Annotated in this window: 23 protein-coding genes and 1 riboswitch; of the genes, 9 read left to right on the top strand and 14 right to left on the bottom strand. The window is 44.3% G+C overall.

The annotated features are described in order from the left end of the window. The first annotated feature begins 156 nt into the window (after positions 1-156). Positions 157-918 carry a CPBP family intramembrane glutamic endopeptidase gene (locus R50345_RS02025; RefSeq protein WP_042123660.1) on the top strand — a complete coding sequence of 254 codons (762 nt, stop codon included), beginning with the start codon at positions 157-159 and terminating at the stop codon, positions 916-918. Between the two features lie 119 nt (positions 919-1,037). On the opposite strand, the gene R50345_RS02020 is transcribed toward R50345_RS02025, so the two are convergent. The 7 genes from R50345_RS02020 to R50345_RS01990 all read right to left on the bottom strand — a co-directional run bounded on the left by R50345_RS02020 (position 1,038) and on the right by R50345_RS01990 (position 6,611). Then, entirely contained in the window at positions 1,038-1,403 is a 366-nt protein-coding gene (locus R50345_RS02020) for an ArsR/SmtB family transcription factor (RefSeq protein ID WP_042123658.1), read from the bottom strand. A gap of 112 nt (positions 1,404-1,515) precedes the next feature. Continuing rightward, a complete protein-coding gene (locus tag R50345_RS02015; protein ID WP_042123656.1) occupies positions 1,516-2,250 on the bottom strand; it encodes an ABC transporter permease in 735 nt (244 codons plus the stop codon). Positions 2,251-2,252: 2 nt separating this feature from the next. Beyond that, positions 2,253-2,969 (bottom strand): ABC transporter permease, encoded by a 717-nt coding sequence (locus tag R50345_RS02010; RefSeq protein WP_042123654.1) that lies wholly within the window; start codon positions 2,967-2,969, stop codon positions 2,253-2,255. After that, entirely contained in the window at positions 2,966-3,877 is a 912-nt protein-coding gene (locus R50345_RS02005) for an ABC transporter ATP-binding protein (RefSeq protein WP_042123652.1), read from the bottom strand. The genes R50345_RS02010 and R50345_RS02005 overlap by 4 nt, the downstream gene beginning before the upstream one ends. Before the next feature lie 70 nt (positions 3,878-3,947). Next, a complete protein-coding gene (locus tag R50345_RS02000; RefSeq protein WP_042123650.1) occupies positions 3,948-5,372 on the bottom strand; it encodes a HAMP domain-containing sensor histidine kinase in 1,425 nt (474 codons plus the stop codon). Beyond that, positions 5,369-6,043, bottom strand: a complete 675-nt coding sequence (locus R50345_RS01995; RefSeq protein WP_042123648.1) for a response regulator transcription factor — start codon at positions 6,041-6,043, stop codon at positions 5,369-5,371. Before R50345_RS01995 ends, R50345_RS02000 begins: the two co-directional genes overlap by 4 nt. A 148-nt stretch (positions 6,044-6,191) precedes the next feature. Further along, positions 6,192-6,611 carry a pyridoxamine 5'-phosphate oxidase family protein gene (locus tag R50345_RS01990; protein ID WP_042123646.1) on the bottom strand — a complete coding sequence of 140 codons (420 nt, stop codon included), beginning with the start codon at positions 6,609-6,611 and terminating at the stop codon, positions 6,192-6,194. A 161-nt stretch (positions 6,612-6,772) separates the two neighbouring features. Between R50345_RS01990 and R50345_RS01985 the strand changes: the two genes are divergently transcribed. The 6 genes from R50345_RS01985 (at position 6,773) to R50345_RS01960 (ending at position 13,032) form a co-directional block, all read left to right on the top strand. After that, positions 6,773-7,987 (top strand): MFS transporter, encoded by a 1,215-nt coding sequence (locus R50345_RS01985; protein WP_042123645.1) that lies wholly within the window; start codon positions 6,773-6,775, stop codon positions 7,985-7,987. Positions 7,988-8,067: 80 nt separating this feature from the next. After that, positions 8,068-9,519, top strand: coding sequence for a hypothetical protein (locus R50345_RS01980; protein ID WP_042123643.1), 1,452 nt, complete (start codon positions 8,068-8,070; stop codon positions 9,517-9,519). A gap of 156 nt (positions 9,520-9,675) precedes the next feature. Continuing rightward, positions 9,676-9,786: riboswitch (TPP riboswitch) on the top strand. A 160-nt stretch (positions 9,787-9,946) separates the two neighbouring features. Continuing rightward, complete coding sequence (locus R50345_RS01975) at positions 9,947-10,996, top strand: ABC transporter substrate-binding protein (protein ID WP_042123640.1); 1,050 nt, start codon at positions 9,947-9,949, stop codon at positions 10,994-10,996. Positions 10,997-11,109: 113 nt separating this feature from the next. Next, positions 11,110-11,403: a thiamine-binding protein gene (locus R50345_RS01970; protein WP_036682688.1), complete on the top strand. Its 294-nt coding sequence runs from the start codon at positions 11,110-11,112 to the stop codon at positions 11,401-11,403. Next, positions 11,400-12,161, top strand: a complete 762-nt coding sequence (locus R50345_RS01965) for an ABC transporter permease (RefSeq protein ID WP_042123637.1) — start codon at positions 11,400-11,402, stop codon at positions 12,159-12,161. The genes R50345_RS01970 and R50345_RS01965 overlap by 4 nt, the downstream gene beginning before the upstream one ends. A 16-nt stretch (positions 12,162-12,177) precedes the next feature. Continuing rightward, complete coding sequence (locus tag R50345_RS01960) at positions 12,178-13,032, top strand: ABC transporter ATP-binding protein (RefSeq protein ID WP_081953973.1); 855 nt, start codon at positions 12,178-12,180, stop codon at positions 13,030-13,032. 101 nt (positions 13,033-13,133) lie between these two features. Here the strand turns inward: R50345_RS01960 and R50345_RS01955 are convergent, their stop codons facing one another. The 6 genes from R50345_RS01955 to R50345_RS01930 form a co-directional block, all read right to left on the bottom strand. Continuing rightward, a complete protein-coding gene (locus tag R50345_RS01955) occupies positions 13,134-14,684 on the bottom strand; it encodes a flavocytochrome c (RefSeq protein ID WP_042123635.1) in 1,551 nt (516 codons plus the stop codon). 330 nt (positions 14,685-15,014) lie between these two features. Next, positions 15,015-15,404: a RidA family protein gene (locus R50345_RS01950; RefSeq protein ID WP_375104590.1), complete on the bottom strand. Its 390-nt coding sequence runs from the start codon at positions 15,402-15,404 to the stop codon at positions 15,015-15,017. Between the two features lie 14 nt (positions 15,405-15,418). Then, positions 15,419-16,906 (bottom strand): Na+/H+ antiporter NhaC, encoded by a 1,488-nt coding sequence (gene nhaC / locus R50345_RS01945; RefSeq protein ID WP_042123633.1) that lies wholly within the window; start codon positions 16,904-16,906, stop codon positions 15,419-15,421. Positions 16,907-16,985: 79 nt separating this feature from the next. Continuing rightward, positions 16,986-18,161 (bottom strand): MalY/PatB family protein, encoded by a 1,176-nt coding sequence (locus R50345_RS01940; RefSeq protein WP_042123631.1) that lies wholly within the window; start codon positions 18,159-18,161, stop codon positions 16,986-16,988. Between the two features lie 36 nt (positions 18,162-18,197). After that, positions 18,198-18,878 (bottom strand): helix-turn-helix transcriptional regulator, encoded by a 681-nt coding sequence (locus tag R50345_RS01935; protein ID WP_042123630.1) that lies wholly within the window; start codon positions 18,876-18,878, stop codon positions 18,198-18,200. Positions 18,879-19,116: 238 nt separating this feature from the next. Further along, the gene (locus R50345_RS01930; RefSeq protein ID WP_042123628.1) at positions 19,117-19,866 is read right to left on the bottom strand and encodes a WecB/TagA/CpsF family glycosyltransferase; all 750 of its coding nucleotides are present in this window, start codon (positions 19,864-19,866) and stop codon (positions 19,117-19,119) included. 151 nt (positions 19,867-20,017) lie between these two features. Between R50345_RS01930 and R50345_RS01925 the strand changes: the two genes are divergently transcribed. Continuing rightward, positions 20,018-21,061, top strand: a complete 1,044-nt coding sequence (locus R50345_RS01925) for a YncE family protein (protein WP_052414431.1) — start codon at positions 20,018-20,020, stop codon at positions 21,059-21,061. 68 nt (positions 21,062-21,129) lie between these two features. Here the strand turns inward: R50345_RS01925 and R50345_RS01920 are convergent, their stop codons facing one another. After that, complete coding sequence (locus tag R50345_RS01920) at positions 21,130-22,653, bottom strand: DHA2 family efflux MFS transporter permease subunit (protein WP_042123626.1); 1,524 nt, start codon at positions 22,651-22,653, stop codon at positions 21,130-21,132. Positions 22,654-22,845: 192 nt separating this feature from the next. Here R50345_RS01920 and R50345_RS01915 point away from each other — a divergent pair, with 192 nt between their 5' ends. Further along, positions 22,846-23,736, top strand: coding sequence for a TetR/AcrR family transcriptional regulator (locus tag R50345_RS01915; protein ID WP_231574023.1), 891 nt, complete (start codon positions 22,846-22,848; stop codon positions 23,734-23,736). The last annotated feature ends 16 nt before the right edge of the window (positions 23,737-23,752 follow it).

Raw genomic sequence — 23,752 nt, 5'->3', positions numbered from 1 at the left:
TTTATTTTTGAAGGTCAATACGCGATATACACCATTTTTCTCCGTTTCCATAAAAATTAAATAAATTGACCTTTCCGCAAAAATATGTAAAATTATGCATGATCACTTTCTAGATGGATTGGCAACTGAAAGATAAAGAAAGGATGAATGTAGACCATGTCAAAGCTAGCCAAAACGTCTTCTTTTTCACAGAAACACCCTGTTTGGACCGTTGTTATTATTGAGGTGTTGTTACTTTTAGCGGTATCAGCCGCCGGGACTTACGCCACGCTTAAAGAGCTATCGTATACCGCTCCAGTACTGATCTCCTTTATTCCAATTGCTCTTGTACTACTCATCTACTTCACGGTTAAGAACAAATGGAGTGATCTTGGCTTCCGTCCTCTGAACACCATATCTTCTGGGAATTGGATCTATTATGCACCTCTAGTCGTCATCCTGATCACCATATCCTTTAAAGGTTTCCGTGAAATTAGTACGTCTGAGGTATTGTTCTTTATCTTTTTCACCCTGCTCGTAGCTTTTGTGGAAGAGAGTATCTACCGCGGATTGATTTTCAAGACTTTGCTCAGTAAGGGTGCTACAACGGCAGTAATTACTTCAAGTATTCTATTCTCTATTACCCACTTACTTAATGCCTTATCTGGTACAGACATCACTCAAATCCTTCTACAGCTCGTATATGCTCTTCTGATCGGCTTTGTGCTTTCTTTATTGATGCTGAAAAATAATAATATTGTTCCGCTGATATTGTTTCATTTTGTACATAATCTGATTCAGTTTGTTGGTAACGATAATACAAGCGAGTATATAGGAATCGATCTGCTCATTCTCCTGGTGCTCGCTGCTCAATGTGTCTGGCTAGTATTATCCTTTAGAAAACCAAACCTGACGAAGAACCTAAATCAAGCTGGTTAATCGACGCCATTCCTTTAAGAAGAGCATATTCATCGCAAACCAACTGTGACATAATAAGAAAAGGGAATCCCAAGCGCCTGAAACGGCTGTTGGAATTCCCTCTTTTTTTGCTTCCCTAGCTATTCATGACGGACATGTTCATGTGTCTGCAGAAAGATCTGTTCTACATGCGCATCATTGAGCGAATAGAATACCGTCTTCCCTTCTTTACGACGCTTCACAATTCGTAAATTCCGTAAATAACGGAGCTGATGGGATATCGCAGATTGGCCCATATCAAGGATCACAGACAAATCGTGTACACATAATTCTTTCTGGGACAAAGCGTAAATGAGCCGCACCCGTGTTGGATCACCCAACGCCTTGAACATCTCTGCCATTTTATCCGTTATTCCTCGGTCAGGCAGGATCAATGCAATGGATTCCGGTTCAAGCTCCGAACCCTTGCATGTATTATCGCAATCCTCTAATGCCGTTGGCTCCATGCTATCGCCCTCCTCCACCAGCCAGTTAGCTTTGCTGATTGTTTTCTTCAATTATATGAAAACCAGCTCTGGATGTCCATTGAGAAGGCGTGTGTACACTCCGAGTTGCATATCAGACCGCTTTACGATAAAAGGAGATCAGTCCTGCCATAAAAAAGACAATGAAGCTTCCGCCCACTACCATCATCAGCGTTTCGAACGGTAAATTAAAAGCCCCAAACGTGTCATCACCATACGGCATCATAGCCAACATCGGTTGTACCCAGGGATAATAAGGACCATAGGTTGAAGAATTGGCGATCAGCATATTAGGAATGGTCAGACTCACATTAAGCGCCAGCGGTGCGCCGAAACTGCTCCAGCCTTGAGAGATAGCCAGCTGCAGTGCAGCGAGTGGCAGACAGGCAACAAAGCCGCCAAATACCGAGCTAAGTAGCAGCGACCAAGGGATTGAACCCGGAATATCTCGGAATAAACCCATTCCCAGCACCATCACCAGGAACGTTAGTTGGACCGCAGCCAGCAATCCGATAATCATCACATATTTTGAAAGGTATACTGATAACCGAGTCACAGGCAGAGACAGCAACATCTTCCAGCCCCCGTCATGATGTTCATAACGACAGATCAGCGCGGCGAAAATACCCGAGAGTACAGGTAGAAACAGCAAGGCATGCATCATGGACATCACATTTAACAGCAGTTCCCAACTCATCTTCTCCCCTTCGTTATCTGCCAATGCCCCGGGAAGTAATGCTAAAATCGGACTGCCTATAACTAAAAGCCAGACATATGATTTAGACATTTTTAATCGTTCTGAGGATAATACTCTCCAAAATGAATTCATCGTTAATCCACATCCTTTCGTGCGAAGTGCAGTGCACCCGGCAAAAGAATCAGCAGCCCCAGCAGCAACCCTGCGCCGCTAAATAAGAGACGATGAGAAGAGTCCCAAGCCATATAGGGCCATGTTAAGGGAACCCATTCTGAAAGTAACATAGAAAAGATAGATACCAGAGATAAGGTAATCCCCAGAGCGACCGGCAATGTCTGATTTCGGTTAGCCAGAGAAAGCCACAGCTGCAAGGCAATTACCGGCAACGCCGCGATATAGGACATAAAACCAATTCGTAACACATCCAAATAAGGAATCAGTTCTACCTTGAAGCCCAAAACAAGCCCTAAACCAACTGTACCCACCGAAAGCAGCAAACAAGAAACCGCCACTAGCACCAAACATAACACCAGCTTAGCCATAAATACTGAAGTACGTGAGATAGGTAGCGCCAAGAGCTGCTTCCACGAGCTCATCTGATGTTCTACATTTGCAATCAACGAGCATACTAAGGTCCCTCCGAGAAAAAGAGCAATGGGCACAAATGCAGCCACATTGTTCAGAAGTCCACCCCATAAATCCGCGCTATACTGCTCGCGAAGATAATCATAACGAAGGCCGAAGTTCAAGCCTTGCATGGCTACAAGTCCAAGCGGTCCAAGAAACACTAGAAACCAGAGTCCCTTGCCACGGATTTTGAGCCAATCCGCCGACAGTGCCCGCCACATCATGATTCCTCTCCTCCTACAACCTGCAGGAAGAAGTCCTCAAGTGATTGTCTCCGCTCCTCTACACGATAAATAGCATGCCCATTCTCTACCAAGGCTTTGACTAGCAAGGCAACTCTTGCATCGATCATCCGGGAGAAGACTAGCTTTTGGTCTTGAAGTAGCCCTGCGTACCCCCGTTCTTCAGCAAGACGAAGCGCGGCCTCCGGGTCCGAGACTGCTAAACGCATTTCTCCCCCGGCTTGCCGCTGCAGATTCGTTATACTATCTTGGTACACCATTTGCCCTTGACGAATGATCCCTACGGTATCCGCCATTTGCTCAATTTCACTAAGCAAGTGACTGGATACTACGACAGTAATCCCTTGCTCCTGCGGCAATCGTTTAATCAGTCCGCGAATTTCCTGAATCCCAGACGGGTCAAGTCCATTCGTCGGCTCATCCAGAATAAGCAGCTCCGGTTCCCCGAGCAAGGCAGCAGCGATACCTAGTCTCTGCTTCATCCCGAGGGAGAAGCCTTTAACCGGGCGCTTCTCTTCCCCTGTTAAGGAAACAATATCAAGCACCTCAGCAATCCGTGACTTCGGAGCACCAAGAATACGCCGGATGGCTTCAAGATTATCCACAGCGCTTAAGTGCCCGTAATAGGATGGAGACTCTACAAGCGACCCTACCTTCCGCAAAATTTGCAGTTTATGCTTGCGAAGATCCTGGCCGAATACTTCAATCCCTCCTGATGTTGGAGTGATCAGTCCAAGCAGCATACGAATTGTTGTTGTTTTCCCTGCCCCGTTTGGGCCAAGAAAGCCATAGATTTCTCCCTTGCGGATGTTCAAATTTAAATTTTCCACCGCAGCCCGGCCACGGTATTTTTTTAATAAATCCTTCGTTTCAATCACTGTTTCTTTCATGTTCCTCACCTCGGTAATTAGCATAACGTCCCAAGGTTAAGAACAAGGCGGCACGAAGTTTAAGTTTTGTTTAAATTTCATCCCGTGGATTGAAGATTACAATAGAGGTGCCATCTCCTGTACTCTCCATATCCCACTCTAACTCCATATGCTTCATTAACAGATCCACGATGGACAGCCCTAATCCTGCCCCTTTGTAATCGGATGGACTCTGGATACCTCTGCCGTGATCCGTTATCAAAATAACGCGTTGCCCATTACGGGACTCCGTAGAAATCCCTACATAAAGACCGCTGTTGGCATGACGTACAATATTCTGAAACAGATTATCAAGAATACGGCGGAACCACACCTCATCCACCATCCAGATTAGTGGTTCAGCTTCGAGATCAATATCGATCTCGAAGCCCTCTTTTTCCCATACGGGGTACCAAGCAGCGGCACTTTCCCGCAACAAACGCAGGACATCTTTACGTTCCGGCTTTAAGGTAATCCTTCCGCTGCTCAGTAAATTGTAGGATAAAAGATTCTCGATCAAGACGCTAAGATCCGCAATACGCTCATCCATAAGCTGTAGGGACTGTTGACCTTTTGGAGTTAAGCTCTCCTTAGTCATTACATGAATGTGGCTGCGGATGACTGTAAGCGGCGTACGCAAATCATGAGATAGGTTGGATACTAAACGCTTTCGCAGCTCCTCTTCTTCTAATTCCCTGCGTCGACTTTCGTCAAGCTTTACGACCATCGTATTAAAGGCTTCCTCCAATCGGCCAATCTCGTCCAGTTTGCCTGTCGCTATAGGTCTAGGCATTCTATCTGGACCCGTAATGGTCATCGCCGTTTGTAGCTGTAGCAGCCGTTTGCGTATTTTTCTAAAGAACAGCAAAGAAACCAGTGCGAACCCTCCAAAAAGTACAAAGAGCACAAAGTAATACAAAGCCCAAGCCCCGACTCCCCCATAAGCCCCTTTGTTGAGCAGCTTGTTTGGAATTTGCATTACCATAAAGCCTTTACCCGCATCCACTCGGTCTCCCATAAAGGCGACGATGGCTAAAGGATCACGCTTTGTACTTTCTTTCATAAAAAAAATAGCCTCAGCCGCCGTCCACTGCTCCGGAACTCCGCTGCCATGGTCCGGATTGCCTTCATCAGGTGTGAGAATCAACTGGGTCATTCCCTGCCCATCTACCCAAAACATAGTAGCCTCAGTGTATTTCCGGCTCAGTTCATATAGCCGCTCATTTATGCCTTCTGAAGAAGCATCTTCCAATTGAAGCGCCTCTTTATGCCACATGGTCTCCAGCGCTGCAACACTCGAATACAGAGAGGTGTCTACAGGTGGAGCCCCTTTAGTCACTTCATTAACCATATTGTAGAGAACAAAAGATAACGGCAGGACCACAGGGATAAAAAGCAGTGCAGAAACAATAATAAGCAAATATCCCGATAGCAAAGAGGAGTTACGCTGCTTGCGAATGCGCCCTAACCCCCTCATGCTCTTACCCGATATCCGATCCCCCGGACAGTTTCTATAATTTCGGGATTGCCCGGATCAAGTTCTAGCTTTTCGCGCAAATACCGAATATGTACCATTAGCGTTTTATCCCCTTCGATATAGCTCTCCCCCCAGACCGTTTCATAGATCTGCTCCTTCGTCATAATCTGACCAAGATGACGCAGCAAATAAGAAAAAATCTGAAACTGCTTACCCGTAAGCATGATTTCTTCCTGTGTCTGAGCATTTATCACTCGGTTATCCCCTTCATAGACGACTAAGTGCTTAAGCGCGAGTGAATCCTGCACTGCTGCTCCATTCCGTCTAAGCAGCACCTCAATACGGGCTGCCAATTCATCCGGATGAAAAGGCTTGGTCAAATAATCGTCCGCGAACTCAAGGCCCTGCAGCTTGTCATCAATCGAGGTTCGGGCTGAGAGCATCAGAATCGGCAGCTTTGGGTACACCCGCTTCAAGCGTTGGCCGACAGTAAATCCATCCAAACCCGGAAGCATAACGTCCAGAATAGCCAAATGACAAGGCGCTGCTTCCTCCGTCGCTCCCTCCCCGCTCCGCAGCCAACGTACACTATAGCCACGATCACTTAAATCCGCAGACACGACGCTGCCGATTTCATGATCATCTTCAATATATAACAGAGTAACGGTCATGTATTTTAAGTCCTCCCCTGAGAAATTACGTAAAAAGTTGAAGTCATTATAACATGTTTTAACAGGTCACTCAGGGACTTATCTTTTAAAAAAGCCCTCCTAAACCCGTGGGGGATAGGAAGGCTTTCGGAATCGATTTTAAATTGGTTTAGGGAGTCCACACGCCGTGCTCTTTATTACTGCCAACATACTCAATACGCGTTGGAGTAAGTTCAAGAATCACATAATTAGGGTCATCAGGCCCAGTAAACCATGGCTCCAGCTCTTTGTTCCACACCTTTGTGCGCAGCCCTTCATCCTTAGAAACGGCAACGGTGGCTTCAATCTCCAGCACATCTTTGCTTCCGCCTGACTCATATCCAAGCAGCAAAAAAGCATTCGGATTATTCGATAATTCCTCCACCTTATGAGTTTTGCGATTCGTAGCTAAATAAATCTTCAAACCCTCATGGAAAATGGCCATGTAACGTACTTTCGGCTTATTTCCTTCTTCGATCGTACCAAAGGAACCGAACTTGTTGTCATCCAATGCTCTAATAATGAGTTGTTCCAGTTGTTTGTTATCCATTACGTAAATCTCTCCCTTCAAGCATGTAAACAAAAGTTTATATATCCAAGCTCACCGTTTGGATTTATCATAACAATGGTGCTTATTATAATGTACCCTTCCGGTTCACATTGAATCCGACCTTACTCCATAAACTACTTTCAATATAAGGGGCTTACTTCGTGAAAAAACTGATCTGGATTGGCTGTCTTTCCTACTTTGTCATTGGCCTTGCTCATGTAGTGCTGGGATCTATTCTTCCCGTTCTGCTACAGCATTATGACCAAAATTATAGTGCCGGCGGGCAATTAATTTTTAGTCAATTCGCTGGTTTTTTGGCTGGTGTGCTTGTCTCTCCCCTACTCAATCGCCGTTTTGGGAAACGAGGAGGCATCATTATCGCCACCGCTCTTCTCCTGACTGCTGAGATTGCGTATGCTTTTCTACCCCCTTGGGAGTGGATGTATGTCATCGCTGTTGCAGCAGGCTTTGGTTTCGGCATGATCGAAGCCGTGATCGGCACCATCATCATCGGAGCTGTGATTGAAGGAACCGCGATCGCGATGAGCCGATTAGAAGTCCTATTTGGGATAGGCGCACTCGTGATGCCTCTTATCGCCAGTCCGCTCATTGCTACAGGAGCATGGAGATTGGCATTTCTAATTGTCGCTGGCTTCTCATTCATTTCCCTCATTCTCTGGGGAAGAGGCCATTTTGGGAATCTACAGCGCATACTGGACGAGCGAGCACCTCGCAAAGTCTCAGTGTCCGCACATTCCTCGCAGTCCAGCACACAGCTTCCGTATAAAGGGAAACAATGGATTCTGCTGGGCATCTTCATCCTTTTCTTCTTTCTCTATGTAGGTACGGAGATGAGTCTGGTCAACTTTATGCCCGCCATCTTTATCGCCAAGCTAGGGATGACAGAATCTGCTGCGGCGCTGACAGTCACTTTCTTTTGGCTAGCTATGTCTACGGGAAGATTGTTTGCTGGAGTGATTGCAGAGAGAATTTCTTACCGTGTATACATTTTAAGTAGCTGTTTACTGACCTTGTTACTGCTGGCTCTTTTTCCGTTCACAGATAATCGATTAGCTGCATTCATCGTGATTATGCTACTTGGGCTATTTATGTCCGGTATTTTCTCCATAGCTCTAGTCTTCTCCAGCAAGATGCTACCAGGAGCCGAAGAATCAACACCCAGCATAATGATCGCTGCTGGAGGTGTCGGTGGAGCTCTGCTGCCCCTATTTATGGGCTGGTCTATGGACCATCTAAAAGTGGCACAAACTGCTGGGTTACTTGCCGGTTTTGCCGCCTTCTTGTTCTTGCTGAGCATTGCCACATGGAGATTCCAATCCAGACAAGCAGTGCAAAGAAAGAGTTCCAGTATTTAGAATGTTAATATGGTATCAACCTAATCCTTTTAGGGTAATGTCATCTATAAGCATATTCTGAGCACAAGGATGGACGATGAATGGATAAGCTTTCAACTGAGCCTTTATTACATACTGCGCTTATGCAGTTTATTTTTCCCTTTTCAATAAAAAAGGGCGATTCTAAGAAGCTTATCCAACAATTGCAGGATGATGGCTTCACACGTTTTTTTCTGGATAATAAAGAGTTAGAAAATGCCTATTACGGAGAAGATCACTGTGTTTCCCATGAACGGATGGAGCGCACCTATTTACCGTTTGCTGCACATATTCTTTTTCCACGCAAGAAGGATGTAGACTCTTTCCGCCGCTTTTCCAGAGTCAATAATCTGGACTGTATTCTAGAGATTCCTCAGCAGTCTATATTTTTTAAAATTCTCTCGACGGATATATTCATATGTCCTTTTCAGCTTGGATTTGTGACGATACGTGTCCAGCTTGAGGGGGATTCGATTCCCTTTAGTATTGCACTGGAATTCGCGGACCGCTTCCGGACGCTTGAGAATACCTTCGTGCAGGATGACTACACCTATATCCATTGCGGGGAACAGACCTATGAGATGGTAGAGGATTTTGTCTTCCGAAATCTGGTGGATGGACTGGAGCCTTTTCTGGATCACTCGGATATCAATGGGGCTTATTTCGAGACCCTTCCCTTTTTCGTAGATGAAAGAATGCAGGTGCAAGCCTTTTATGGCTTTCAGAGTGAAGGAGATTCTGATGAGATTAGTATAAATATGCGCTATCGCGCCTCTCAGCTTGATGGAATTGATCTGAACGGGAAGCCCTATGCCAGTGCCAGCGATCCAGCGTATATTGCGAACTACTGTCATGAGCATTCCTATAATCGATGGGGCCCAGACTCGTATTATATGATGAATGAGCAGACCTTTTGCTGTCTGACCCGAGCTGAACCAAAGATCGCCGTTAGCCTGGCCAACCAGATGTACGGGCAATATTATTACGGATTTCTACTCAATATTTTCCACAAAATTGTTCTGCTAAAGCTGGCAAATATGCATTCCCGACTACGCATAAACCACGATTATGATGAGATCGACAATTTAATCTACTCGATTAATAAATTCTCGGCAAAGTTTTATTTCTTGGAGCTGATTTCACAGTCGCAAGGACGGGAGATTTTTCTTCAGCTGCGTAAAGTATACGGGAATGACGCTCTGTTCGAGGAAGTAAAAGAAACCTTGACTGACCTGTTTCAGTATCAAGATAAGTTCCAATCGAAGCGCCGGGATAATCTGCTGATGATCCTCACTGTATTTACGGTGGTAAGTGGGATTTATGGCATGAATCAAGTCATTGACGATCTGGATGGAAAGATTCAATGGAGTAAGATGGTTAGCTATTCCCCCTTTGAGTTTCTTGCTCTTTTCGTGATTATGAGCGGGATAATGATCAGTGTTGTCCTTACGCTAGGTGCTCTGGTTACTGAGCTTAAGCGGCGTCATCGCAAGAAACATAAAGATCTGGATTAATGAAATCAGACAGATAAATTTGAAAAATCTAGGAACGTGCTACTAGACATTCCGAGAACAGCCGTCTATAATACACCGTATGCGAGAAATATAAGACATAAAGTATAGATGAAAGCTTATACTTACTTATATTTCACGTGGAAATACCCGTTAACTTCATAGAACCAGGGGTGCTGGAATTGGCCGGCTGAGATTGTATCCCACAAGATACTGACCCTTATACCTGATCTGGATAATGCCAGCGTAGGAATCGCCAATTGGTTTTGGTCCCTGTGACCTTTACTAACCTTGCGCCAAGCCAGCGTCCCGATCACTCGGGGCGCTTTTTTTGTGTAGATCACAAAAGATGTAGAAGAAATGTACATACTACACTTTATGGTTCATGTTGGATGACGGGATCTGGCAACCTTAAAGGAGAGAAGAAGACATGCAACTCAAAAAAGCACTTATGCTTAGCCTCACCTGTATGCTCATTCTTGCGATTGCCGGATGCGGCAGCAACAATGGGAATACAGCCGGAAACAAAGGAAATGCTGCGGATTCGAATGCAGCGACCGGATCAAATGCTCCGAAAGAGCTTACCAAAGTTAAGGTTGCACTGGATTGGACACCGAATACGAACCACACCGGTCTATACGTAGCCAAGGATCTTGGTTATTACGCGGAAGAAGGTCTGGATGTAGAAATCGTTCAACCTGGCGCAGCGGGTTCTGATACTATGGTTACCTCTGGCGAAGCCGCTTTTGGGATCAGCGCTCAGGAAGGATTGACTCTAGCCCGTCTACAAGGCGTTCCCCTTGTCTCGATTGCAGCCATTATTCAGCATAATACTTCGGGTTTCGCCGCTCCAGTAGACCGCAATATTAAATCACCAAAAGATTTTGAGGGTAAAACCTACGGCGGTTGGGGCTCTCCTGCTGAAGAAGCAGCCATGAAGGCGATCATGGACCCTGTAGGTGGCGATGTGAAAAAGGTGAAGCTAATCAGTATTGGTGAAGCTGACTATTTTACCGCAGTCAAACGTGACATTGATTTCGCTTGGATCTTCTACGCTTGGACTGGTATTGAAGCCGAACTGCGTGGTGAGCCTCTGGATATGCTTTACTTGAAGGATTATGCGCCTCAGCTCGATTATTACACCCCTGTGCTGACCACGAGTGAGAAGCAGATTTCTGAGAATCCAGATTTGGTGAAGGCTTTCCTGAAAGCCACATCCAAGGGCTATCAATATGCGATTGATCATCCAGAAGAGGCTGCCGCTACATTATCCAAGGCTGTGCCTGACCTTGATGCCGAGCTTGTCCTAGCTAGCCAGAAATGGCTTAGCCCGAAATATAAGGACGACGCCCCACGCTGGGGAGAGCAAAAAACCGAGGTCTGGCAGAATTACGGCGACTGGATGTATGATTTGAAGCTGCTGGACAAACCGCTGGATGCAGCTAGTGCATTCACGAATGATTTTTTACCGGCGGAGTAGACCGGACTTCCCAAGTTCGTTCAAGATTCGACGCCGAATCTGCTTCCTGAATTACATCGTTATCAAAGTTGGCTTTTTGAACTTACCTATACAATTTGAGAGGATTGATTATTGTGGCTAATACATTATTAAGCATTCAAGTAATTCCTAAGACTCCAAACAATGAGGACTCCATCCCCTACGTAGATAAAGCGATTGAAGTTATTCAGAAATCCGGTGTTAAACATCAGGTGAATCCACTGGAAACTACTATGGAAGGTGAACTGAGCGAGCTCCTGGAGGTTGTCCGTCAAATGCAGGAGGCGCTGATCGAAGCAGGTAGTCCAAGCGTGATCTCCCAAATCAAAATCGCCCATAACCCTAACGGAATCAGCATGGATAAATTGACGGAGAAATATCGGCCGTGAGATCGACCTGGAAGCTAATATGGCCGCCCCTTGTGGCGGTCGTCTTCTTTTTAACCGTATGGCAGTTATCTGTTTCTCTATTCCATATCGAATCCTGGATTCTGCCGAGTCCTGCTGACATTGCTCGCGAATCCACCAGTAATGCCTCAGGTCTCTGGGCTCATACGATGGCTACGCTTCGGCTCACATTAATCGGTTTCCCCATTGGTACAGGTGTAGGCTTGATCGTTGCTCTACTTTTGCATCTTTTGCCTTGGGCCAAACGGGCTTTTTATCCACTCATTATTCTGAGTCAAAATGTTCCCTCTATCGCACTCGGACCGCTGCTAATCATCTGGTTCGGCTTCGGTCTTTTGCCCAAAATCGTGCTGATTACACTGGTATGCTTCTTCCCGGTAGCTGTCGCTGCAATGGGCGGCTTGTCTCAAAGTGATCAGGTCATGATGAATTATATGAAAATGGCTGGCGCAAGCAAGTGGCAAATCTTCACCAAGCTGGAGCTTCCGTCTTCTATCCCGGCACTATTTTCCGGTGTGAAAATATCTGCTACCTATGCGGTTATGGGAGCCGTGGTCGCTGAATGGATTGGCGCGGATAAAGGGATCGGCTATTATATGCTTCTGCAAAAATCGGCTTACCGTACGGATCGGATGTTTGTCGCTATTGTGATTATTGTGCTCCTTAGTCTTGTGCTTTTTGCGATTATCGCATTATTGGAAAAATGGTTAGTCCGCTGGAAACCGCGCCGTAACTCATAGAAAGGAAGATGCCTGTATGTCTCAAGCGACGCAAATAGAGCAAAGAACAACAGAAATCATAAGCTCTCCTGAAGCTCATACTGCACCACCTGCTCTTGAAGTAAGCGGCATCTCCAAGTCCTTCACCCATCGTCGCCGCGAGACGAACGTGCTCAACAACGTCTCTCTTAAGGTAGAGCAGCAAGAGTTCGTCTCGATCGTCGGTCCTTCCGGCTGCGGAAAAAGCACCTTATTCCATATGATCGGCGGACTAGTGAAGCCTGATACAGGAACGATCCGCATGAACGGCAAGGTCGTTACAGGTCAACGCGGTGAGATTAGTTATATGCCGCAGCAGCCTGCTCTTTTTCCTTGGCGAACGATTGAAGATAATGTACTGCTAGCCGGAGAAATCAAAGGTGCTCTGCAGGATGGAGCTCGTGAAGAAGCGCGCCAGTGGCTCGCTAAGGTTGGCTTGAATGGATTCGAACAGGCTTATCCGCATATGCTGTCTGGTGGGATGCAGCAGCGTGCTGCTTTTCTCAGAGCACTGCTGGCTCCGCAGGAGTTGATGCTGCTCGATGAACCTTTCAGCGCATTGGATGCACTAACTCGCAGTGAAATGCAGCGCTGGCTGCTGGAGCTGTGGGAGGAGAATCGCCGCTCCGTGCTATTCATCACCCATAACATCGAAGAAGCGTTGCTGCTCTCGAATCGTATTTATGTATTCTCCGGTCGCCCCGGCTCCATCCTACATACTGTTGACGTGCCATTTCCACGGCCACGCCGTGATGAGATTACGGATTCCCCGGAATTCCTTAAACTCAAACGACAACTGTCACAATGGATGCGAGAAGAACAGGCTAAAAGCGGGAAGCAGCTTTTTGAATAGCGACGCTCCACTCACTTTGAATGAGTGATTAAACAAAGAACCGCCCGGGCTTCAATTAGCCCAAGCGGTTCTTTTGTTTTAACCAGAATAGTAGTTAAATCTTATTGTGCTTGCACGAACTCAGCAGATTTAATTCCGGCTTGACGGCCGAAGATAATGATCTCAGCTACAGAGTTACCGCCGATCCGGTTTTGACCGTGCAATCCGCCTGTTACTTCACCTGCTGCAAACAGGCCAGGAATAGCTGCGCCTTTTTTATTTAATACTTCTGTATTCGTGTTGATCTTCACGCCGCCCATAGTGTAGTGAATCCCAGGTGCGATCTTAATAGCGTAGTATGGAGCGGTGGACAAGTCGTTGTCCATTCCTGTCGTTCTGCCAAATTCAGCATCGTTCTTGTTCTTTACTGCGCTGTTCCAAGTATCAAGTGTCTCTTTTAGCTTATCGGCTGGAACACCGATTTCTTTCGCCAATGCTTCGATGGTATCCGCTTGGATCACGAAGCCCATTTTGTCATATTGTTCAATTGCTTTCACGCGTGATTTGACGCCGGAATCAAAGACAAGCGTTGCCGCTTTTTCAGGAAGTGCATTGATCGCTTCGGTAACTTTATCACGTGTAGTCAATTCATTTACGAACCGTGTGCCTTCGCTATTTACGAGGATAGAACCTTCGCCGCGTACAGCTTCCCCGATCAGATAAGATTTTTCTTGTTGAACTGTTGGGTGAACCTGGATTTGATCCATATCAACGGTGGTTCCGCCAAGTGCCTCGATCATTTTGATGCCGTCACCGGTACTGCCGATTTGGTTAGTAGTAACGTAACCTTCCAAATCAGGTCTAACTGTAGAGATCATGTCCATATTAGAACCGAAACCACCGGTAGTGACAACAACAGCCTTCGCTGTAATGGTTTTTTCATCGGCTTGGTTAAAGAGTACCTTTACTCCGTCAACCTTACCATCTTTTTGGGTGATTTCCTTCACATCTGCGTTCACAAACAATGGAATTTCTTTTTCTTGTATATTCTTAACCAATCCTTTGACAAGGTATTGGCCTACCGCAGAGCCGTCTTCTGGGCGGTGAGTACGTTTTTCGTTCATGCCGCCTGTGATCGTGATATTGTTCAGTCTGATTCCGATCGAATCCAACCAATCAATAGCACTTGCGGAATTATCTACGAAGAAACGAAGCATCTCTTTATCGTTGGTGTCGTGACCACCTTTTAATGTCTCTTCATAAAATAAATCATTGCTATCTTTAATACCTTGATCTTTTTGGAATTTTGTTTCAGAAGCATTCATCCCCGATGAGGATTTACTTGTATTCCCGCCAGCAACTGGCATTTTTTCTAAAATAACCGGGTTCAAACCTTTAGCCTTTGCTTCTAGTGCAGCGGACATTCCAGCACCGCCGGCTCCGACAATAACGATATCATAGCTATCTTTTAATTGATCCAGTGGTGTGTAGCTAGCCTCTGATGCACCAGATACGGCTTCGGTTTTATCATTTTTAGCCGTCTCATTGACCTTACTCTTGTTCTCGTTGCCAGCACTATTACCTGCGCTGTTGCTATTACTGTTACCGCAGCCTGCGATCACGAGCATAACCGAAAGAATGAGAATAAGAGCAGCACTTGTTGTCTTTTTCACCTTTATAACGCCCCTTTGTGAATGTTTTCACATTTATAATAAAGCAAAGATACTATTTTGTGAAGGTTTTCTGTAATTAGTTATGATTACTGTCACATTTTCATGTATATTTTCAATTATTTTTTCATAAAATTCCTCCATTTCAAATACATCTCAGCTCCCTACTCAGTTATTAAAGCTGTGCAGCCTATATACTCTTATATTTCAAAAAAGCCACCCTTTCCAGGGTGGCCATCTGCCTTATTTCCTTATCCTTTTTCCATACAGGGTGTGCAGGCTTAACTAACTGAAATTCTAAAGGAATCCGTAGTTTGAGCGTTACTGGATCACTTAAGGTACATAAGCTATAACTTCAATTTCTACGAGCCCATCCTTAGGCAGACGTGCTACTTCAACAGCGCTGCGAGCAGGGTATGGCTGAGCAAAAAACCTTCCATAAATCTCATTCACCTTAAGAAAATCATTCATATCCTTTAGGAAAACGGTCGTCTTTATTACCTGATCCATGCTTGTACCCGCCGCTTCCAGTATGGCTTTGACATTCAGCAACGACCGTTCCGTCTGTTCCTCAACCGTAGCAGGAAAAGTCCCATTAACCGGGTCTAGTCCGAGTTGTCCTGAAGTATATAGGACGTTCCCAAGCTTTACAGCTTGAGAGTAAGGTCCAATTGCGCCTGGTGCATCCGTTGTTATTACAGTTTCTTTATGCATATTTGTCATTTTAAAAGACTCCTTTATCCAGCTTGTTCATTAGTGTTGCCGTCATATTCCTTTAGCATTTCTGCCTGTTGCTCTGGCGTTAACTTCGCGATACCGAATCCCGTGAAGCCCCATATCGTCGCAAAGATTATTCCTGTCCAACAGAGAACAGCCCAAGGTAAATAATCTAGCGTTGCAACACCCAGCGTACCCGCCATATAAGCACCTGCAGCTGTCCAAGGCAGAATAGGCTCGGTAATCGCCGCTGAATCCTCGATGGTACGTCCCAAGTTCTTCGGATGTAAGCCCCGACGGATATATGCTTCACGTAGCATTTCACCTGGCATTAAGATGGACACCTGACCATTACTTGTAACTCCGATCATCGTAAGACCTGTAACAATTGTTGCTACGATCATTGAACCTGTGGAATGGACGAACTTCAAAAGCTTATTAACAATCAATTCCAAGGACTTGGTCAGAGATATGGTTCCAGCGAACGTGATTGCACAGAAGCAAATGAGAAGTGTCCCCATCATGGAGTTCATTCCGCCACGATTTAGAAGACGGGGTACATCTTCAATAACGTTGGCAGAATCAAACCCAGCAACTTGAACCATAGAAATATTAAATCCATTAACAACAGAAGATACGACATCATTCAAAGTAAACCCCTGGAATACAAGTGCGTTAGCCATAGCGAACATAGAAGAGATCAGCATGACCGGTATTGTCGGTTTCTTCGTAATTGAACCATACAAGATGATTAATACGGGTACTATAAGCAGCAGATTAAAGTCATAAATTGTATTCAACGATCCCATGATTGTTCCAACCTTCTCCGGAACAATAGCGCCTGCGGCATCTGTGTTTAGGCCTGTAATAATAAAAACAACGCTTGCGACAATAAAGGAAGGAATTGTGGTATACAATAAATGTCCAATATGCTCATATAGATTGACACCTGTTGCTAACGCCGCAATATTAGTCGTGTCTGAAAGCGGTGACAATTTATCACCAAAATAAGCACCTGCAACTACTGCACCAGCCACTGCTGCTAGGTTTGCATCCATACCCGCGCCAACGCCCATAAAAGCAACCCCGATCGTTCCCGCTGACCCCCAAGATGTGCCCGTACAAAGCGAAACGGCAGCTGTCGCAATAAATGCGGTAATAAGCAGAAATTGTGGACTAATAATTTTCAATCCATAGTAAATCATCATCGGAATCGTTCCACCAACCATCCATGCCCCAATCATAAAACCAACCATGATCAGAATAAGAATGGCGGGCATCGTTTTCGCGATCTTACCAGCGATAGATTCTAGTATGTCGTTATAGCTATAACCAAGAATAATCGCGATAATACCAGCAACAACCGCTGAGGTAATAATAAGTGGTTCTGGTGGTAATTCAAACAACACATACCCTAAACTAAGTAGCACAATCATCGTAATAATCGGCAATAGCGCTAAGAACATCGTCGGCTGTTTCTTGACTCTTGGTGTTTCTGATTTGGACATGATTATTATCCCCCTTGATACGGATCTGAAAAAGGCTACTAACGAGGTCTTTCAAGGTCATTGATAAAGATTTTTTTTATTATGAATTTTTTAATGGATAGGCCCGGTACAGCCGATGAAAAGCTTCTTGTAACATGGGCAGTGGCGTTGCAATATTTAAGCGAATAAAGCCTTCTCCTGATGCCCCAAAACCTGTTCCAAAGCTCACACTAACCTTCGCATCGGACTCAATCCACTGCTTTAGCTCTGCTTCGTTGGTGCTAATTGCCCTACAATCCACCCATAATAGATAGGTTCCTTCTGATTCGATCACGCGAAGCTCAGGCATATATTCAGCTATATAAACTTTCACCCAATCGATATTGGCCGTGATATAACCTCGTAATTCTTCCAGCCATTCATCGCATTCCGTATAAGCCACTTCTAATGCAGGTACTGCAAAAAAGGTTGGGTTATGACAGCCTGCTTGCTGTAAGCAATGTCTAAATCTCTCACGCAGCTGATCATTCGGAATCACGATGTTAGCAATTTCAAGGCTTGCAAGATTGAAGGTCTTCCCTGGGGAAGTACAGATAAAGGATCGCTGCTCTGCCTCAGTCGATATCTTCCCGATTATCGTATGCTCATGGCCAGCATGGATAAAGTCGGCATGAATATCATCCGATACAATATAAGCATCATATTTTGTACACAAGCTAACGATTCGTTCTAGTTCGGCTCGTGTCCATACTCGTCCAACCGGATTATGCGGTGAGATGAGCAGTACAATTTTAACCCCTTCTTGCATTCGCAACTCCATATCAGCAAAATCTATCTCATAACGCCCGTTCACTTCACGAAGTGGACTTTCCACTAATACGCGGTTATTTAGTTCTACCGATTTAGCAACCGGCTGATAGGCTGGCGTATGGATTAACACTTGATCACCTGGTTGAGTGAAGTTCTGAATGATCAGAGAAACCGCTTGCACAATACGAGGGCAAAACACGATCCATTCTTGCGGAACCTCCCAATCGTAAGCTTTTTTAATCCATCCCTGAACTGCCTCATAATAAGGTGGAAAAGGATCGGTATATCCATATATGCCATGCTTCGCCATCTCCGTTACTCGCTCTATCACCTGTGGAGGGGCTTGAAGATCCATATCCGCGACGGAAAGCGCTATCATTTCTCTGCCCAAAACTTGCGCCATACCATCCCACTTAGCGCAATTGGTCCCATATCGGCTAACAACCTTATCAAAGTCTATTGTCATCTAGCCCACTTCCTCTCTCGAGAGTTCTGTTTATTCTCACTTAATTTTTTGCAAATAACGATAAACTGTTGGCTCAGATATCATCAAGGTCTTAGCGACTTGAGAAACTCCACCTTTAAGTAGAAACACGCCCTGCTCGTTAAGTACTTTCACAAGTTCAATCTTCTCTTTCGAGGACAATCGCTCTGCCGGGACATTAATTTTACCAAGCACCGAATCAATCATGTGCTGGAGTAGGTCATCTACGTTTCCTTGTAAATACTCTTCCGTCTGCTTCTCTACAACCTCTTGTTGTTGTGGTATTAACGGTATTGGTGGAAGTGTTGATCCTCCTTGCAAAATGTTTTGTATCCACTCAGCTGCAACCTCCATATGCGTGACATCAATGTTAATACACATCATACCGACCAATTCGCTGCTGCTGTTTTTAATATAATAAGTAGCGGAGCGAAATACCTGACCTTGCGAACCACGCGCTTTATAGTTAGCAATAAACGGTTGCTCACGGTAGGACTCATCTTTCAACAGCTTAAGCACGAGATCTGTTGAACTATCGCCTACTTTACGCCCACTAATGTATCCGTTCTCAATAAAAATAATTGAACGCTCTGGATTGCTTATATCATGAATAACAACCTCACATTTTGAACCTATAATTGAAGCAATAAAAGAAGCAATTGGAAAATAGGACTCCAGGCAGCTGCGATCTTCTAACATGTGAGCATCTCACTCCTTTCGTTTTACGTCTTTTCTATTTTGATAATAATTTATTATCTTGATAAGATTTTATTACAACATTCTTAAAAAAGCAATCAGTAATATATTGGAATTGTTCCAGCCAATATTCTCTCTTAAATACTTAGGGCATATTTCCTGTAAAGCGATAACAAAAAAAAGTCTTTCACTATTTCTACAAATTGCAGAAATAGTGAAAGACTATATTTACTGCTGTACCTTATTTCCTAATCATAGCTCGATACACGAATTTAGGAAGAACTGCTTGCCTGCGCCAGCGCGACTTTTGTCCTTTGGCCACAGGTGCGAATAAGAGTCGATGCAGCCACTCCAAATTGAGTTTCTTCCATATCGCAGGGGCTGGAGTCACTTTTCCCGCTATAACATCCAAGCTTCCCCCCACGCCAAACACAACCTTAACCTGAGAAAGCGCCTGTTTATGCTTATAAACCCACTTGTCAGAGTATGGAGCCCCCATCGCGACAATCAGGAAATCTGGCTGTGCGTGCTGAATCTCTGCCACAATGGCCGGTTCCTCTTCTTTAGCAAGAAAACCATTATGTCTTCCGGCAATTTTAACATTCGGATAAAGCTCTGTAATCTTTTCAACCGCTTTACAGCTGGTATGCTCATCCGTGCCTAAGAAATAAAAGCTCCAACCCAGCTTATTCCCTTGTGCGAGCAGCTCAAGAAGTAGTTCATACCCCGTAACTCGTTCAGCTATAGGGTCACCTTTTCTTCTCGATGCCAGCACAATGCCAATCCCATCAGGAGTAATCAAATCTGCCTCATGGAGTATGGTTCGAAGCAGCTCGTCCGATTGGCTTGTTATCGTAATTTCCGGGTTCGCCGTAATCAAATGAAATAGCTTCGGTTCTCCGGATTGAATATGTTCTGTTAGATGAAGCGTTGTCTCATCAAGTGTTAGCTTTGAAAATGGAACGCCTAATATGGAGACTGTCCCAGCCATTTAATCACCTCTTACTGAAAAGTTCATTCCAGTATACCTTACCTTATTCTATAAGGATAGTCAGTGTCATCTTGCAACGATATATGTAGTACCCTTTTGCCCTTGCCCAAATATAATGAAGCATCTAGTCATTTGAAGAGGGGGTTATATCATGGCGTTACCCACCATCATAACCACAGTTCCCACATCCGTACCCGTCGGAGATATTGAGGTAAATCCCATAACCAATCGGGTATACTTCGTAAATCCTAATACTACAGCCGGAACTGTCGGTGTTTTGAGCACCCTAACCAATCGGATCATTGCAACCATCCCGGTAGGTAGATTTCCACTTAAGCTTGCAATAAACCCAAGAACAAACCGTGTGTATGTCACCAACTTCCGCGATGGGACAATATCTGTAATTAACGGACGGACAAACCGTGTAATTAAGACCCTCCAAGTAGGCAGCAACCCTGATAGTGTTAACGTTAATGTTCGAACGAACCTGATTTATGTGTCGAGTGCCTCTGGCATCGTAACCGTCATCGATGGCAGATCGAACAGCATTCGGACTACTATCCAGATCGGCGGTCGCCCTTCCGCGATCGTCATTAATAAACGTACCAATCGCATTTATGTAACAAATACGATAAACAACTCCGTATCTGTCATCAACGGCTGTACTCAAACTGTGATCGCAACTATAAAAGTCGGCAACAATCCAGTGATCACACCAGCGCTAAATCCGGTAACAAACCGTATTTATGTAGCGAACAACTTAAGCCGCTTTCTTTCCGTGATCAATGGCCGCACCAACAAGCTCCTCAAGAATGTACAGCTTGGACGGCTACAAAGCGAGGTCATCCTTAATCCGCTTACGAACCGTGTTTACGTCTCCAGCGCTCAACAGGTTAAACAAGGGAAGCTTTTTGTGCTTAATGGAAATACCAATAAGGTGATCGCAACTAGAGTGTTATCTTCCTCCTCCAGCACATTCATCAACCCGATTACAAATCATTTATTTGTCAGTAATTTCAATAAGAACAGAATGTCCGTATATAACGCCAGTACGTTTAAAAGAATTGCGGTATTCCCCTCCGTAACAGGCGTAAATATTGCACTTAATCCACTATCGAACAGGTTATATGTCGCGAACGACAAATCTATCACAGTTATTCAGGATGGTCCGAGATTAACACATCGTTTTAAGTAATCTTCATAAATTAACATTAGCAAAAAAAGGCGCATCACCTATAAGGTGAGCGCCTTTTTGAATATAGACTAATGCGTTGTAACCTGCTTAGCAGCTACTTTCTTTGCAGTCACTTTCTCTTCTGCCGTTTCCTTTGGCTGTACGCCTCTTTTAATAAAGAAGGCTAGAATAAATGCAATAATCGCTACGCCTACAGATACTAAGAATGCATCGTTAATTCCTTCAATAGTGGCTTTCGCAATGACTTGATTTTGTATACCAAGCAATTGGTCTGCCGAAGGTTTAGTCGTTAATTTACTTACAGCATCAGCGACCATATCCTTCACATGTGAAGTGGTACTGTTAGACATAATGGTTACGAGCAGTGCTCCGCCAATCGCCCCTGATACTTGCTGAATCGTACTGTTCATGGCAGTACCATGCGGAGTATATTTGGCTGGGATCGAGTTCAGACCATTGGTCATAACTGGCATCATCACCATAGAGATCCCGAACATTCTCACAGAATACAGAATCATGAGTGTCGAATACTTAGTCGTTTCAGTCAAATCACTAAAGAAATACGTACTGATCACTACAATCGCTAAGCCGATTAGCGCTAACACCTTACCGCCGAATTTATCGAACAATTTACCTGTAATTGGTGACATTACACCCATAATTAGCGCACCAGGCAACATTAGAAGTCCCGAATCCAGCGGTGAAATTCCTCTAATATTTTGCAGGTAGATCGGCATTAGCATCATCGCAGAGAACATTGCCATATTCAGTGTAATCGAAATCGCTGAAGATAAAGCGAACATCGGATATTTGTACACTCTGAAGTTAAGCATAGGCTCCTTCATCTTCATTTGGCGCATAATGAAGATCACTAATCCAATCGCTCCGATAATAAGTGCAGAGTAGACCATTGGATCATCCCATCCTTTGTTCCCAGCGGAACTGAAGCCGTATAGAAGACCCCCGAACCCAATCGCTGATAGAACTACGGATAAGAAATCGATCTTAATCGCCACATCTTTTTTAGGATCATGCAATTTAAAAAAGGCCAGAATAAACACCAATACGGCGATTGGAGCAATCATAAAGAATAGAACAGGCCATTCATAGTGCTGAATAATCCAGCCGGATAATGTAGGTCCGATCGCTGGTGCAAAAATCATAACCAACCCGAACATCCCCATAGCTGAACCACGTTTCTCAGGAGGAAAGGTTGTGAACAATACGTTCATTAATAATGGCATCATGATCGCTGCCCCTGAAGCCTGAACCATTCTGGCGATCAACAACACAGGGAAACTTGAAGCAAAGCCTCCGATAAAGGTTCCTATCGCAAATAATCCAATGGCGATTAAGAATAACCGTCTCGCAGTATACTTTTGAATCAAAAAGGCTGTTGAAGGAATCATGATCCCGTTCACTAGCATATAACCTGTTGATAGCCACTGTACCGTTGAGGCACTGACATCAAAATCCTTCATAATCGATGGTAAAGCTATATTGAGTAGAGTATTACTCAGTAAAGCAACAAAAGCACCAATCATGAGGATTGCCAAAATCCCGTAAGACGCTTTACTTTCTTTTGCTTTCATTTTGGAATCCTCCATTCTATAATCATACTAACGGTTCAAATTTGAACTCTAGTTACAAACCAGTGTACAATATAATACTCTCTTATTTCCTGCTTGGCAAGACAAAATTCATTTAAAATTGAAATTGTATTAAGTGGAAATATAAGCTAGTCTATATTGGAACAAAGAGTCCAGCTTAAAGGGGCACCTCAGATGATAAATAAACGCAAAGAGCAAGTGATTCATAAAGCACATGAACTATTTATTGAAAAAGGCTACCACGCCACATCCATTCAGGATATTTTGAATCATAGTCGTATCTCCAAAGGATCTTTTTATAACTATTTTCCTTCCAAGGGGGATCTTTTTAAGGCTGTATTCACTTCTATTCACATTCAGCTGGAAGAAGGGCGAAATTCACTGATCATTGGTCAAGATCCCTCTGACATTAAGATATTTGCCGAGCAGATTCAGTTGGTCATGAAAATTAATAAAAAAAATAAATTGTTACAGCTTGTTGAGGATGCTCTGGTCTCCAATGATCCAGACTTAATAACGTTTATCAAAAAAACGAAGTTCAGCCTGCTAACCTGGGTATATGAACGTTTCCTTCATATCTTCCCTGAAGATAAGAAACCCTATTTACTGGATGGAGCCATCATTTTTAACGGGATTCTGCAAAATATGCTGCAAATCAACAGTGCTATGAATGAAGTCATCACTTCTGAGCAAATCATTAATTATTGCACTACTCTTATCCAAACTATTGTTGAAGAAGTAAGTCAAAGAGGCATTCAGCTCATCTCCCCGGATCACGTGGACAAGTTATTGCCCGCTTCGGAATACTCTGACTTTTTCAATAATGATTTATCCTTTGCCACCATAAGCTTGAAGAAAATTATAGAGAGATCCTTTGCGCCCGGTGATGCGAACCTCACTAATTATCTAAAGCTGTTATACTTTATCCAGGAAGAAATCATGAACAATAAGGAACCAAGACAGTTCTTAATCGAAAGCGCTCTGCTATCCTTAAGGACATGCCCTAATCTAAATGAAACCAAAGAGTTTAAGCATTATCAGGATGTATTATCTAAAATGCTGTAAACACTAACTAACAAAA

This window comes from Paenibacillus sp. FSL R5-0345, from assembly GCF_000758585.1.
Lineage (GTDB): Bacteria > Bacillota > Bacilli > Paenibacillales > Paenibacillaceae > Paenibacillus_AQ.
The sequence above is the reverse complement of the archived record's forward strand: the minus strand, read 5'-3'. Positions and strand labels throughout refer to the sequence as shown.